Here is a 13,715-nt window from a genome sequence, read left to right as displayed (position 1 = left end):
GAAGCATTGTGATAAAGTAGTCCTTGTTAATGGCGATGAAGGGAACAAGTACCTTGAAGTGTTCTGCCCAGAGAAACCCCGGTTGGTGTAAGGGGCCGCAGAGCAGCAGGGGAAGTACCTCCCGGAGCTGCAGGCTGAATGCCGTTCAGGTTAGTAGGCTGTGCCGCGTGCGAGCGTTACAAACGCAGGAGTGTCTCTCTACTCTGGGGTGTGCACTCGTGAGGTCGTTTCTGTGAGGAAGCGGCAAACAGAGGTGGTACCGCGAATTTTCTCGCCCTCTGCCAAATTCATTTTTGGCAGGGGGTGTTTTATTTTTCCCTCTGCCCACAAACAGGAGGAAAAAATCATGACTCTGTACGAAGAACTCAAGGCCCGCGGCCTGGTAGCCCAGATCACTGATGAAGAGATCATCGACCTGATCAACAATGGCAAGGCAACCTTTTACATCGGCTTTGACTGCACTGCCGACAGCCTGACCGCAGGCCACTTTATGGCCCTGACCCTGATGAAGCGCCTGCAGATGGCAGGCAACAAGCCTATTGCCCTGATTGGCGGCGGCACTACCATGATCGGCGACCCCTCCGGCCGTACCGACATGCGCAAGATGCTGACCAAAGAGGATATCGCCCACAATGCCGCATGCTTCAAAAAGCAGATGGAAAAGTTCATCGACTTCTCTGAGGGTAAGGCACTGATGCTGAACAATGCAGACTGGCTGCTGAACCTGAACTACGTGGAACTGCTGCGTGATGTGGGTGCCTGCTTCTCCGTGAACAACATGCTGCGCGCCAAGTGCTACGAGCAGCGCATGGAGAAGGGCCTGTCCTTCCTCGAGTTCAACTACATGATCATGCAGAGCTACGACTTCTACTACATGTTCCAGCACTACGGCTGCAACATGCAGTTCGGCGGCGACGACCAGTGGAGCAACATGCTGGGCGGCACCGAGCTGATCCGCCGCAAGCTGGGCAAGGACGCTTATGCTATGACCATCACCCTGCTGACCGACTCTCAGGGCAAGAAGATGGGCAAGACTGCCGGCAATGCTGTCTGGCTGGACCCCAACAAGACCAGTCCATTCGAGTTTTACCAGTACTGGCGCAATGTGGGCGATGCCGATGTGATGAAGTGCATCCGTATGCTCACCTTCCTGCCGCTGGAGCAGATCGACGAGATGAGCACATGGAAGGATCAGCGCCTGAACGAAGCTAAGGAAATTCTGGCTTACGAGCTGACCAGCATGGTCCATGGCAAAGAAGAGGCCGAAAAGGCCCAGAATGCTGCCCGCGCACTGTTCAGCGGCAGCGCAATGGATACCGAGCACATGCCTTCTACTCAGCTGACCGAGGCCGACCTGACCGATGGCTCCATCGGTATCCTGACCCTGATGGTCAAGGCTGGTCTGGCAGCATCCAACGGCGAGGCACGCCGTCTGGTCGTGCAGGGCGGTGTTCTGGTGGATGGCGAGAAGGTAGCCGCTCCCACCGTTGGCTTCTCTGCTGAGCAGCTGGCAAAGGGTATTGTGATCAAGAAGGGCAAGAAGATCTACCACAAAGTCACTCTGTAAAAATATTGAACATGAAAATGCCGGTGTACTCTGTTTTGGAGTGCACCGGCATTTTTTCACTTGATGGAGGATTGCTCGCTTGCTTGCAGAATTTACAGCTCGTAAGCCTTCTTCAATGCTTCGTAAGCTGCATCCTCATTCTCTGCGTGGACCAGCAGGGAAATATCCAGATCGCTGGTGGTGATAAGCAGTACTTCAATGCCGGCCATTGCCAGAGAATTCAGTGCACGGGCAGCCACGCCGCAGCTGGTGACCATTTCTTCACCAAACAGGTTCAGCTTGGAATAACCCACGCTGATCAGCGGAGAAGCCTTGGCATCCTTGTCCAGATTTGCAACGGAAATAGCCTTCATCACCAGCGGAAGATCACTGCTGGAAGCGGTAAAGCTGAAATCGATGGTGGTGCCATGGGGTGCACTCTGGCTGATCATATCTACGACCACACCGTTATCTGCAAAGATCTGCAGGTAACGTGCGAGGCTGTTGCCCTTGAACTCTACATCCTGCACACTGATCATCATGAGGCTCGGCTCAATATTGATCTTCGATACTCCGTACATAAGGATCCTCCGTTCTGCCCGAAAGGCGGGCTTCAACAATACAAAAATATTCAGGTAAGCTGCAAAAACTCCGGGTCGATATTTTCCCGGGCAATGGACTGAATCATTTCCAGGCTGAAATCTGGATACGCCTGCCGTACTCCGTGGGCCTTTGTAAGGGCTTCGGTATAATCGCGGAACAGGTAGGTACGCACATTGGATTTGCCTGCATCATAGTGGGTCACCGTCGGCAGAAGTCTGGGAGAGAGCACGCTGCAACGGACAGTGCCGTCCGGTTCGGTCGTTTTTTCAAGCTGGACCGATAAAATTGCGCCGACCAGCTGATCAGGCTTTTCCTGCGTGCTGATAAAATTGCCCAGAGAATAGGCCGTGAACACCTGTCTGCCGTCTGCTGCAGTCAGCCATTGTGCATTTTGCAGCACATGCGGGTGGGTGCCAATGATCAAGTCTGCACCCCAGTCTGCAAGGTTCTGCGCCAGAGTTCGCTGCGGATCTGCGATGGCATGGCTGTTTTCTACGCCCCAGTGCACACCCACCACCACAAAATCTGCAAGCTGACGTGCCGCTTTTACCTGCTGCTCGATCACATCGGTCTGGCTGGTATAGATCACATTGGCCTGCATGGAGCTGTTCTGCGGGATGCCATTGGTATGCTCTGTGTAGGAAAGATATGCGATCGTTACACCATTGACAGTCTGCAGCGGGATATGACCGTAGTCGCTTTCTCCCTTCCACAAACCGGTGGTCACTACATCCTCCGGCATACTGCCCCAGAAGCGCAGGGTAGCGGCAATGCCGGAAGCGCCTTTATCGTGGGTGTGGTTATTGGACAGGCTGAACACCCGCACACCCGCCCGGTAAAGCGCACGGGCGCAATCGCCCGGAGTGGAAAAGCACGGGTAGGAGGATGGTTCCAATTCATCCGTGCAGAGTGTTTCCTGATTGATCCAGTTCACATCATGCTGTGCATAAAAAGGCGCAATATGTTCGTAACAGTAATCGAAACTGTAAGCTTCCTCTCCGGAAGCGCGGCGCTGCGCCTGCTTATAAATGGGAGCGTGGATCAGATTATCTCCTGTTGCAGAAAAGCGGACAGTCTGAACCAGCGGCTGCGGTTCCGGCTCTGGCGCAGGCTCTGCTTCTTCCGGCTGTGATACAGTGGCAGAACCTGCAGAAGAGCTTTCCGTGCTCACCGGTTCTGCCGTCGGTATGCTTTCCTGCAGAAAGAACTTTGGCAGCAATGGCAGGCAGAACAGAAATACGATCAGCATCGCTCCGGCTGTCCAGAAAGCCTGCCTTCTGGCACGGCGTTTTGCAGTCGGTCTGCGCCGGTGCTGTTGCGGGGATTGTTTGCTCATCCGCGTCCACATCCTTCCACCATGTTTCTGCCAAAAGCAAAGCAATCAGGCTTTTTAAAGTGCAGCGATCATATCACCCATATTGTACAGGCCCGGCTCCTTTTTTGCAAGGTAAACTGCTGCATTCACGGCGCCGTTTGCAAAAATATTGCGGGAGTAAGCGGTGTGCTTGAGAGTGATCACCTCGTCCGGGCCGCAGAACAGCACTTCGTGATCACCCACGATGCTGCCGCCGCGCACGGAACTGATACCAATTTCCTTCGGGTCGCGCTTCTGGCGGACAGAAGAACGGTCGTAAACATAATGATATTCGCCATTGTTTTGCTCATTGATGGCATCGGCCAGCATCAGAGCGGTGCCGCTGGGTGCATCCAGCTTGTTGTGGTGGTGCTGCTCCACGATCTCAACATCGTAGTTCACACCCAGAATAGCCGAAGCGCGCTTGCACAGCTCCGACAGCACATTGATGCCCATGGACATATTAGCGCTCTTGAACACCGGCACCGTGCGGGATAGCTGCACCACCTTGAGCTGCAGCTCTTCCGAAAGGCCGGTGGTGCACACCACGATGGGCAACTTGTGAGCTTCACAGTAGGGCAGAGCCTTTTCCACAGCGGCCGGAGAGCTGAAATCGATGATCACATCGCCCTTGCCGTCCAGCTTTTCCAGGCTGTCATACACAGGGATGCCGTTCTGTTCGCCATCCTTTATGTCGATGCCTGCAATCACACGGCAGTCCTCGCGCTGTGCGATCATATCACACAGCACATGGCCCATGCGGCCGCCGATGCCCTGAATCACAATATCCGTCATAATTTTTATCCTTTCCTGCCCGTTTTGCATATCGGCATATCGCAAAATGCCCGGACAGAGCGCTCCGCCGGGCATTTTGCAGCCAAAAACTTATTCTGTAATAAGACCCTCTGCACGCAGAGCCTTTTCAATATACTCCTTGTGTGCCTCGCTCGGCTCTACCAGAGGCAGACGGCACTCGCCAGCTTCCCAGCCCAGCACATTCATGGCGTACTTCACCGGAATGGGGTTCACTTCGCAGAACAAAGCATCTGCCAGCGGCAGCATTTCCAACTGCAGCTCACGGGCCTTTGCGGTATCGCCGTCAAAGAATGCCTTGCAGCAGTTGTGCACCAGCTCCGGCTTGACATTGGACACGACGCTGATCACGCCCTTGCCGCCCAGAGCCAGCAGGGGAACCACCTGATCGTCGTTGCCGGAATAAATGTTCAGCTCGTCGCCGCACAGCTGTGCGATCTTGGCTACCTGAGAGATGTTGCCGGAAGCTTCCTTGATGCCGTTGATCAGAGGATGCTTGCTCAGTTCCAGAGCAGTCTCCGGGGCAATGTTCAGGCCGGTGCGGGAAGGCACGTTGTACATGATCACCGGGATGCCTCCGGCCTCAGCCATGGCGGTAAAGTGAGCAACCAGACCAGCCTGCGTGGTCTTGTTGTAATAGGGAGTCACCATCAGCAGAGCGTCTGCGCCGCATTCGGCAGACTTTGCGGCCAGTGCGCAGCCGTGGTCAGTATCGTTGGAGCCAGCGCCTGCAATGACGGGCACGCGGTGGTTGACAACCTCCACCGTATACTTGATGGCGGCAAGCTGCTCCTCATCGGTCATAGTAGAGCACTCGCCGGTGGTGCCGCAGATGATGATGGCATCGGTATGGTGCGCGATCTGATCCTCAATAATGCGGCCCAGCTCGTCAAAGTTGATGCTTCCGTCCTCGTACATCGGGGTGATAATGGCAACACCCGCGCCGGTAAAGACAGGATTCTTCATAGACTAAAAACTCCTTTGTATGCGCTTTTGCGCAAAATATACTTAGTCGAAATAGCCCTTTGCGGCCAGCAGCTCTGCCAGCAGAACGCCGCCGCCTGCAGCACCGCGCAGGGTGTTGTGGCTCATGCAGGCAAACTTGTAATCAAACAGGGTGTCCTCGCGCAGGCGGCCGATGCACACAGCCATGCCGTTCTCGGTGTTGCGGTCCAGCTTGGGCTGCGGACGATCCGGCTCGGTGAAGTAATGCAGGAACTGCTTGGGTGCGCTGGGCAGGTCAAGCTCCTGTGCGGGGCCGCGGAAGTTTGCCCATGCCTCCAAAATCTGCTCCTTGGTGGGCTTCTTCTCAAAGCTTACAAACACGGCAGCGGTGTGGCCGTCGGAGACAGGCACGCGGAAGCACTGTGCGGTGATCACCGGCTTTTCGGCGTTCACGATATGGTCGCCCTCAATGTGGCCCCACAGCTTGAGCGGCTCGCGCTCGCTCTTTTCTTCCTCGCCGCCGATGTAGGGGATCACGTTGTCCACGATCTCGGGCATACGGTCAAAGGTCTTACCTGCACCGGAAATGGCCTGATAGGTGCACACCAGAGCCTTGCTGACACCAAAATCCTTCATCAACGGGTGCAGGGCGGGAACATAGCTCTGCAGGCTGCAGTTGGACTTGACGGCAATAAAGCCGCGCTTGGTGCCCAGACGCTTGCGCTGTGCGGGGATGATCTCGATGTGGTCGGCGTTGATCTCGGGCACCACCATGGGCACATCCGGGGTAAAGCGGTTTGCACTGTTGTTGGACACCACCGGGCACTCAGCCTTTGCATAGGCCTCTTCCAGAGCCTTGATCTCATCCTTGGGCATGTTGACTGCACAGAAGATAAAATCCACCTGAGAAGCAACCTCTTCCACCTTGGATGCATCCAAAACTACCATCTTCTTGACACTTTCCGGCATGGGGGAGGTCATGGCCCAGCGGGGACCGACAGCTTCCTCATAGGTCTTGCCGGCGCTGCGGCCGGATGCAGCCAGAACGGTCAGCTTGAACCAGGGGTGATTTTCCAGCAGCGTCACAAAACGCTGACCGACCATACCAGTCGCACCTACGATACCCACTTTATACTGTTTTTCCATTTCCAGCACCTTTCCTTTCGTGAAAGCGAACTCAATAAATATTTCTATTACATAGATTCACGGCTTGCAAACCGGACAGCGATGCAATATAATAGATACTGTTTATACAGATTTTATGATATCATTGATACGGTGTCCGTGTCAATCATCGGAAAGGCAAATTGCACGCTATGTTAAAAAAAGATTTTTGGTATGATTTACCCAAAGAACTCATTGCACAGGAGCCGGCTGACCCCAGAGACTCTGCACGGCTGATGGTGCTGAGCCAGAAAGACGACAGCATCCAGCACAAGATCTTCCACGATCTACCGGAATTTTTAGAGCCGGGCGACCTGCTGGTGGTAAACAATTCCAAGGTCCTGCCTGCCCGCATCGTGGGCGTCAAGCAGCCAACCGGTGCTGTGTGTGAGCTGCTTTTGCTGCGTCAGGTCAAAGGCGACCAGTGGGAATGCCTTGCAAAGCCCGGCAAGCGGATGCAGCCCGGCACGAAGGTGAGCTTTGGTGACGGCAGCCTGACCGCCGTGGTAGACGAGACCATGGAGGACGGCAACAAGTACGTTACATTTTATTACGATACCGAGACCCTTTATGAAAAGCTGGACGAATTTGGCAAAATGCCTCTGCCGCCCTACATCACAAAGCAGCTGGAGGATCAGAGCCAGTATCAGACTGTTTACGCAAAGGAGCTTGGCAGTGCTGCAGCGCCCACGGCCGGCCTTCATTTCACACCGGAGCTGATGGATACCATCCGTGCCAAGGGCGTGAACATTGCCGAAGTGACCCTGCATGTGGGTCTGGGCACCTTCCGCCCTGTACAGGAGGACGAGATCGCGGATCACAAAATGCACAGCGAATGGTACTGCATCGACGAAAAAACGGCGCAGATGATCCGCGATACCAAAGCCGCCGGTCATCGTGTGATCGCCGTGGGTACCACCAGCTGCCGCACGCTGGAAGCCGTTGCCGCAAAGTACGGCGAGATCCGCGCCTGCAGCGGCAACACTTCTATCTTCCTGTATCCAGGCGTGAAGTTCAACTGCATCGACGGCCTGATCACCAACTTCCACCTGCCGGAAAGCACCCTTATCATGCTGGTGTCGGCCCTGTATGGCTACGAAAAGACCATGGCGGCCTATAAGGTGGCTGTGGAGGAACGCTATAGATTCTTCTCTTTTGGCGATGCGATGCTGATTCTTTGATTATTTTTCCCGCTATTCTGTTGTTGATGAGCCTGATCCCGGGCTTTTTCATGAAGATCGCACGGCTGTTTTCCGTGCACAGAAAGGAACAAAAACTATGCCTTCTTTGACGACCTATAAGCTGCTCAAGCAGGAACACGACGCCCGGCGGGGCGAGTTCAAGACCGTGCACGGCACGGTGCAGACGCCCGCTTTTCAGAACGTGGCTACCGCCGGTGCCATCAAGGGCGGGTTGTCTGCTCAGGACCTGAAAGACATTGGCGCACAGGTCATGCTGTGCAACACCTACCACCTGCATCTGCGCCCCGGCGACAAGCTGGTAGCCGATATGGGCGGTCTGCACAAATTTACCCGCTGGAACGGCCCCATTCTGACCGACAGCGGTGGATTTCAGGTATTCAGTCTGGCAAAGCTGCGCAAGATCACCGAAGAGGGCGTGACCTTTGCCTCCCATCTGGACGGCCACCGCATCTTTATGGGCCCGGAAGAGAGTATGCAGATCCAGGCAAACCTTGGTTCTACCATCGCCATGGCCTTTGACGAGTGCGTAGAGAACCCCGCACAGCACGATTATTCCAAGGCCAGCTGCGAACGAACGACCCGTTGGCTGAAACGCTGTAAGATTGAAATGGCCCGCCTGAAGCACGAGGGCATTTCCGTGAATCCCGATCAGCTGCTGTTTGGCATCAATCAGGGCTGCACCTTTGCTGATCTGCGTGTGGAGCACATGAAGCAGATCGCAGATCTTGATCTGGACGGTTACGCCATCGGCGGTCTGGCTGTGGGCGAGCCCACCGAGGTGATGTACGAAATGATCAGTCAGGTGGAGCCCCACATGCCCAAGGATAAGATCCGCTACCTGATGGGCGTGGGCACGCCGGGCAATATCATTGAGGCAGTTTCCCGCGGCGTGGATCTGTTTGACTGCGTGATGCCCAGCCGTAATGCACGCCACGGCCACTTGAATACCTGGGGCGGTATCATCAACATCAAGAATGCAAAGTATGAGCGCGATGAACGCCCTATTGATCCTGCCTGTGGCTGTCCGGTCTGCCGCAGCTATTCCCGTGCCTATATCCGCCACCTGTTCAAAGCGGAGGAGATTTTGGGAATGCGCCTTGCCGTCATGCACAACCTGTGGTTCTATAACCATCTGATGGAGCGCATCCGGGATGAGCTGGATGCAGGCACCTTCACGGCTTTCCACGATAAATATGTAAAGCTTCTGGATACCCGAATTTGAGAATAAGCCTTGCAACAGGTCGTTTAAAAAGGTATAATAAGCTTATCTGAATTTTGAGAGGAGATTTTGCCCCATGCAATTTCTGACTACCACTTCCGAAGGCTACATCAGCCTGTTCTTCACACTGGCTCTGATGCTGGTTCTGCTGTACTTCATGATCTATCGTCCCCAGAAGAAGCAGGAGAAGAAGGATGCCGCAATGCGCAGCAGCCTGGAGATCGGCGATCAGGTCACCACCATTGGCGGTGTCATTGGCCGTGTTGTTGCAATCAAGGACGATACCTTTGTTCTGGAGACCGGTGCTGACCGTGTGAAGATCCGCTTCACCAAGACTGCAATTTCCGCTGTTGAAAAGCTGAACATGGACAAGGCTGACAAGAAGTAAGCTTTTTCTTCAAACAATTAAAAGCATATCAAACGCGTCTTCCTGCATAGATTACTGGCAGGGAGGCGCGTTTTTATGTCTGAGAAAAAACTTTTCCCGGCGGAACTCCGGGTTCTTCTGCTGGCGGGGGCAGTCGGCGTTATGGTCACAGCGGGCTGGCTGGCCGCAATGGCAGCGCTGATGACAGCACAGGGTTATTCTGGTGCCGCCGCACCGCCGCTGGCAACAGCAGCCGTTGGTGCAGGGAGCCTTTGCAGCGGTTGGATCGCTGCATTTTGCAAAAAGGAACGCGGCCTGCTGTGCGGGCTTGTACAGGGCCTGTTTTATGCGGCATTGCTCGTGGTGCTCAGCGTTCCTTCCGGTACGCTTACGGAAGAGCCGCCGCTGCTGCGGTTTGCTGTGCTGATCCTGTGCGGCAGTATTGGCGGATTGCTGGGCATGGTGACCCGGGAGAAAAAGCGCCGCAGCTGAACAAATAAAACGAGGAGGTTCGATCATGTGGGTCTATCAGCAAACAGGAACGCCAGCGCATTTGCCAGAAGCCGCGCAGCAGCTTCCCACAGGTGAAGCTGCGCTTCTGCCGCAGCCGCAGAAAACACTGCCGCCAGAACGATCCGCACCGGAAGTGCCTTCACCGCTGCAGAGACATCACACGGAAACCCGGCAGAAAACCTGCTGGCTGCTCGTCTGTGCCTTTCTGATCGGCTCTGGCTCAGCTGGCGTGCTTCTGGCTTTCTGCGAAAAGCAGCGGCCGGACTGGCTGCAATATTACCTGCAAAGCTGGCGCGGCCTGTTTGCTGCTGCAAATGCACATACTGCGGCCAGCCTTTTCGGAATGGAATATCTTACGCTGGCTGCGGCCGCGACCCTTCTGTTCCTGATGGGCTTTTCCGCACTGGGGCCGGTTTTGATCTTTTTGTTTACGATGTTCTATGGGCTGGGAAACGGGACGCTGTTTGTGCAGCTGCTTTCCGACACGGCACTGAAAAAGGAAACGTGGCTTCTGCTGCTTGCATTTCTGCCTGCGGCAGCTGCTTCTGCAGGGCTGTGCACGCTCGGCACAGATTCTCTGCGGGTGAGCAGCCAGATCCGCGTCTGTTCCTTTTTTGCAGCAGGGCCTGACCGGGAGATCGTCCGGCCACATGGATTCATCCGGCAGTATCTGCTGACGCTGACGTTATTTGTGCCGCTGTGCGGCATTTCTGCAGCGCTTGCAAGCATTGGAAGCAGGCTTTGAGCAAGGGCTTTTCTTGCGGGTTTGCTTGTTATATGCTACAATAGAGAATAATAAAGCCAAGACAATGTAACAGGAGCTTTTTTGATGAAGGAACCAAAACTGAAAACTGTATATGTGTGTTCCAACTGCGGCGAGACAAGCCCCCGCTGGATGGGCCGCTGCCCAAGCTGCGGCAGCTGGAACACGATGAACGAGGACGTTGTAGCGGAAGCCCCCAAAGCAGGTACTGCCGCAGCCAAACAGGCGGCAGCCGCCCGCCCGGAAGGGGTGACCACCCTGACCGCAAAACGCCTTTCTGAGATCAGCATGACCGAAGAAAAAAGCCGTATTCTGACCGGCATTTCGGAGCTGGACCGTGTACTTGGCGGCGGCATTGTGCTGGGCGGCGTTGTGCTTTTGAGCGGTGAGCCGGGTGTGGGCAAATCTACTATGCTTCTGCAGCTGTGCGGTGCCATTTCCAACCAGCACAGCGTTTTGTATATCACTGGCGAGGAATCGGTGCGGCAGGTCAAGCTGCGCGCTGCCCGGCTGAAAGTGCCGCAGGATAACATCTTTCTGGCAGCGGAGAATGATGTGGACGAGATCTGCGGCCTGATCGAAAAAGAAAAGCCGGATCTCGTGGTCATCGACTCCATCCAGACGATGCGCTGCATGGATATCTCGTCCTCCGCCGGTACAGTAAGTCAGGTCAAGGAAAGTGCGGCCCGCCTGCTGGCCGTGGCCAAAAAGCAGGAGATCCCCATGTTCATTGTGGGCCATGTGAACAAGGACGGTGCCATTGCAGGCCCCAAAGTCATGGAGCATATCGTGGATACGGTGCTTTACTTTGAGGGCGATAAAATGCTGCCGTACCGCATCCTGCGTGCGGCCAAGAACCGTTATGGCTCCACCAATGAGCTGGGCATGTTTGATATGACGGGGCAGGGCCTTGCTGAGATCGAAAACCCTTCACAGATGCTGCTGGAAGGCCGTCCTCTTGGCGTTTCCGGCAACTGTGTGGCCTGTACCATGGAGGGTAGCCGTCCCATTTTGAGCGAAATTCAGGCCCTTGCAACCAAAACCAATTTTCCAGCACCGCGCCGTGCCTGCAGCGGCTACGACTACAACCGCATGAATCTGCTGATCGCTGTGCTGGAAAAGCGTGCAGGGTATTTCTTTGGAAACCTGGATGTATATATCAACATCGTGGGCGGCATTGCGCTGCGTGATACTGCCTGTGATCTTTCTGTCTGCTTGAGTATGGTCTCCTCGCTGCTGGACAGGCCCGTCAGCGATAAGCTGATTGCCATTGGCGAGGTCGGCCTTGGCGGTGAAGTGCGCAGCGTACCCAATCTGGAACAGCGCCTGCATGAGGCAGAGCGTATCGGCTTTGAACGTGCGGTGATCCCGAAGCACAGCCTGAATCATCTGAGTCCGGCAGATTATCCTGGAATGCAGCTGATCGGCGCGGCTTATATCACCGATGCGATCAATGCCCTGAAATCTGACCGTTTATAAGAGGAAAAACAATGTCGATCTATCTGGACGAGAAAAATCCCGGCAAGCACAAGCCCTTCGATGATGCTGCGCCGGACATTGTAGAATACGTCCGCTATCTGGAAGTGATCGCGGGCAAAAGCGCAAACACGGCGTTCAGCTACTACTGTGATCTACGCGGATTCAGCCGTTTTATGAAGCGCCGCCGTGGGCTTGTGCCCGAAGACAGCGAGATGAAGGATATCGACCCCAAAGGGCTGGACACCGCATTCTGGGCCTCCGTAACAAAGGAGGATATCTACGAATATCTGTACTTTTTAAACCGCGAGTGCGGCAACAAAAAGTCCTCAACGGCCCGGCGGCTGGCAAGCCTGCACGGCTTTTATGATTACCTGGTTAATCAGGTCAACCGGCTGGATGCAGATCCGACTGCGGCCATCCACCCACCCAAACAGGATAAGGTACTGCCCAAATATCTGACGGCGGAGCAGTCCATGGAGTTATTGGAAAGCACGCAGACCCAAAGCGATTTTCCGGAGCGGGATTATTGCATGGTGACGCTGTTTTTGAACTGTGGAATGCGTCTGGCAGAGCTTGTCGGCATGAATCTGGACGACATTGATTTGGAAAACCGCCAGATACGCCTGTTTGGCAAGGGCCACAAGGAGCGCATGGTTTATCTGAATGATGCCTGCATGGAAGCATTGCGGCTGTATCTGGGCAAACGCAATACGATGGAGGGGCTTCTGCCGCAGGAAAAGGCGGTCTTTATTACCCGACGGCGCAAAGAGCGTATCTCGAACCGCAGGGTAGAACAGCTAGTGACCGGTGCAATGAAAGCAGCCGGATTAAAAGGCTTTTCCACACATAAGCTGCGCCACACTGCCGCAACACTGATGTATCAGACCGGCAATGTAGACATCCTTACACTCAAGCAGCTTTTGGGCCACAGCAACGTGTCTACCACACAAATTTATACGCACCTACAGGAATTTCAGGTGCGCGCGGCTATTGAAGAAAACCCGCTGGGCAAGGTCAAAAAGCCCAAAGCATCTTCTCACATCTTGGATACAACAGAAAAGGAAACAGGGGAGACAGTAGAGGATTCAGCTCTGGATGAGGAACTTTCGTCTGTGCCCATGAAAGCCTTTGAGGGTGCGGCTCAGGATGGCATCGGGCTGGATGCTTCCGTGCTTGCAATGAAGCCTGATGCGAACGCTGGAAACGGAAATTTCTGAACCACATAAGAATACCCATAAAATGGAACGATACCGTCTGTGACGCGTCCAAGGTGCGGACATGTCATCGGCGGTATTTTTATAGATATATTTATATAAATAATGGAATGATAAGCTGTGATCTGGCCAGCGATTTGAAATCGCACGAGCAAATGGTCGTTCACAGAAAAATAAAAAGATCAGAATGATCACAGAACTTATATCAACATAAAAAGAGAATCTGGAAAAATAAAATGCAAGCGCGCATGGCAGCGGCAGACTGTGCAGCTTTTGTAATTTGTAAGTCCATAAAAAGATTGTAGCACCAAAATACTAATGAGACACAAAAATATAAAAAACGCAAAAGTTGAATCATACGGTATTACAGATGGCTGCAGATCCGCAGGTCGCGGAAAAAGGCCAGATTCAGGAAAATAGAGATTTTTCGCTTCCCCGCATTTCGCATAACGTGCATTATACGAAAATTATGCAATCAAAAAATAAGACCGCCCTTCTCTTCTGGTTATGAGTTCAGCGGTCTTAAAATACTG

Annotated in this window: 13 protein-coding genes and 1 other annotated feature; of the genes, 8 read left to right on the top strand and 5 right to left on the bottom strand. The window is 54.2% G+C overall.

Features of this window, described 5'->3' with window-relative positions:
- Positions 1–26: 26 nt before the first annotated feature.
- Positions 27–282: a binding site (T-box leader), on the top strand.
- 64 nt (positions 283–346) lie between these two features.
- Positions 347–1,567, top strand: a complete 1,221-nt coding sequence (gene tyrS / locus GKG36_RS06655) for a tyrosine--tRNA ligase (RefSeq protein ID WP_154259842.1) — start codon at positions 347–349, stop codon at positions 1,565–1,567.
- Between the two features lie 92 nt (positions 1,568–1,659).
- Here tyrS and GKG36_RS06650 read toward each other — a convergent pair whose 3' ends face one another.
- The 5 genes from GKG36_RS06650 to asd all read right to left on the bottom strand — a co-directional run bounded on the left by GKG36_RS06650 (position 1,660) and on the right by asd (position 6,407).
- Complete coding sequence (locus tag GKG36_RS06650; protein ID WP_097775498.1) at positions 1,660–2,127, bottom strand: ACT domain-containing protein; 468 nt, start codon at positions 2,125–2,127, stop codon at positions 1,660–1,662.
- Positions 2,128–2,177: 50 nt separating this feature from the next.
- Positions 2,178–3,485: a CapA family protein gene (locus tag GKG36_RS06645; RefSeq protein ID WP_243139005.1), complete on the bottom strand. Its 1,308-nt coding sequence runs from the start codon at positions 3,483–3,485 to the stop codon at positions 2,178–2,180.
- Positions 3,486–3,539: 54 nt separating this feature from the next.
- Positions 3,540–4,298, bottom strand: a complete 759-nt coding sequence (gene dapB / locus GKG36_RS06640) for a 4-hydroxy-tetrahydrodipicolinate reductase (protein WP_097775500.1) — start codon at positions 4,296–4,298, stop codon at positions 3,540–3,542.
- Between the two features lie 90 nt (positions 4,299–4,388).
- The gene (dapA, locus tag GKG36_RS06635) at positions 4,389–5,282 is read right to left on the bottom strand and encodes a 4-hydroxy-tetrahydrodipicolinate synthase (protein WP_154259838.1); all 894 of its coding nucleotides are present in this window, start codon (positions 5,280–5,282) and stop codon (positions 4,389–4,391) included.
- Positions 5,283–5,324: 42 nt separating this feature from the next.
- Positions 5,325–6,407 carry an aspartate-semialdehyde dehydrogenase gene (gene asd, locus GKG36_RS06630; RefSeq protein WP_005942078.1) on the bottom strand — a complete coding sequence of 361 codons (1,083 nt, stop codon included), beginning with the start codon at positions 6,405–6,407 and terminating at the stop codon, positions 5,325–5,327.
- 170 nt (positions 6,408–6,577) lie between these two features.
- Here asd and queA point away from each other — a divergent pair, with 170 nt between their 5' ends.
- The 7 genes from queA (at position 6,578) to GKG36_RS06595 (ending at position 13,185) form a co-directional block, all read left to right on the top strand.
- Positions 6,578–7,606, top strand: coding sequence for a tRNA preQ1(34) S-adenosylmethionine ribosyltransferase-isomerase QueA (queA, locus tag GKG36_RS06625; RefSeq protein WP_005942082.1), 1,029 nt, complete (start codon positions 6,578–6,580; stop codon positions 7,604–7,606).
- Between the two features lie 97 nt (positions 7,607–7,703).
- Positions 7,704–8,849: a tRNA guanosine(34) transglycosylase Tgt gene (gene tgt, locus GKG36_RS06620; protein ID WP_005942084.1), complete on the top strand. Its 1,146-nt coding sequence runs from the start codon at positions 7,704–7,706 to the stop codon at positions 8,847–8,849.
- A gap of 73 nt (positions 8,850–8,922) precedes the next feature.
- Positions 8,923–9,234 (top strand): preprotein translocase subunit YajC, encoded by a 312-nt coding sequence (gene yajC, locus GKG36_RS06615; protein WP_005942086.1) that lies wholly within the window; start codon positions 8,923–8,925, stop codon positions 9,232–9,234.
- Between the two features lie 75 nt (positions 9,235–9,309).
- On the top strand, positions 9,310–9,705 hold the full coding sequence (locus GKG36_RS06610) for a TIGR04086 family membrane protein (protein WP_154259836.1): 396 nt from the start codon (positions 9,310–9,312) through the stop codon (positions 9,703–9,705).
- A gap of 25 nt (positions 9,706–9,730) precedes the next feature.
- The gene (locus GKG36_RS06605; protein WP_154259834.1) at positions 9,731–10,471 is read left to right on the top strand and encodes a hypothetical protein; all 741 of its coding nucleotides are present in this window, start codon (positions 9,731–9,733) and stop codon (positions 10,469–10,471) included.
- Positions 10,472–10,555: 84 nt separating this feature from the next.
- Entirely contained in the window at positions 10,556–11,968 is a 1,413-nt protein-coding gene (gene radA / locus GKG36_RS06600; RefSeq protein WP_082210849.1) for a DNA repair protein RadA, read from the top strand.
- 11 nt (positions 11,969–11,979) lie between these two features.
- The gene (locus tag GKG36_RS06595) at positions 11,980–13,185 is read left to right on the top strand and encodes a tyrosine-type recombinase/integrase (RefSeq protein WP_154259832.1); all 1,206 of its coding nucleotides are present in this window, start codon (positions 11,980–11,982) and stop codon (positions 13,183–13,185) included.
- The last annotated feature ends 530 nt before the right edge of the window (positions 13,186–13,715 follow it).

Source organism: Faecalibacterium sp. BIOML-A1 (genome assembly GCF_009679715.1).
GTDB lineage: Bacteria > Bacillota > Clostridia > Oscillospirales > Ruminococcaceae > Faecalibacterium > Faecalibacterium taiwanense.
Note: the sequence above shows the minus strand (reverse complement) of the source record. Positions and strands in the feature narration are given on the sequence as shown.

Bases quoted from the DNA above. Each gene is read 5' to 3' on its own strand.
- tyrS (WP_154259842.1), top strand. From the start codon at position 347: ATGACTCTGTACGAAGAACTCAAGGCCCGCGGCCTGGTAGCCCAGATC.
- GKG36_RS06650 (WP_097775498.1), bottom strand. From the start codon at position 2,127: ATGTACGGAGTATCGAAGATCAATATTGAGCCGAGCCTCATGATGATC.
- GKG36_RS06645 (WP_243139005.1), bottom strand. From the start codon at position 3,485: ATGAGCAAACAATCCCCGCAACAGCACCGGCGCAGACCGACTGCAAAA.
- dapB (WP_097775500.1), bottom strand. From the start codon at position 4,298: ATGACGGATATTGTGATTCAGGGCATCGGCGGCCGCATGGGCCATGTG.
- dapA (WP_154259838.1), bottom strand. From the start codon at position 5,282: ATGAAGAATCCTGTCTTTACCGGCGCGGGTGTTGCCATTATCACCCCG.
- asd (WP_005942078.1), bottom strand. From the start codon at position 6,407: ATGGAAAAACAGTATAAAGTGGGTATCGTAGGTGCGACTGGTATGGTC.
- queA (WP_005942082.1), top strand. From the start codon at position 6,578: ATGTTAAAAAAAGATTTTTGGTATGATTTACCCAAAGAACTCATTGCA.
- tgt (WP_005942084.1), top strand. From the start codon at position 7,704: ATGCCTTCTTTGACGACCTATAAGCTGCTCAAGCAGGAACACGACGCC.
- yajC (WP_005942086.1), top strand. From the start codon at position 8,923: ATGCAATTTCTGACTACCACTTCCGAAGGCTACATCAGCCTGTTCTTC.
- GKG36_RS06610 (WP_154259836.1), top strand. From the start codon at position 9,310: ATGTCTGAGAAAAAACTTTTCCCGGCGGAACTCCGGGTTCTTCTGCTG.
- GKG36_RS06605 (WP_154259834.1), top strand. From the start codon at position 9,731: ATGTGGGTCTATCAGCAAACAGGAACGCCAGCGCATTTGCCAGAAGCC.
- radA (WP_082210849.1), top strand. From the start codon at position 10,556: ATGAAGGAACCAAAACTGAAAACTGTATATGTGTGTTCCAACTGCGGC.
- GKG36_RS06595 (WP_154259832.1), top strand. From the start codon at position 11,980: ATGTCGATCTATCTGGACGAGAAAAATCCCGGCAAGCACAAGCCCTTC.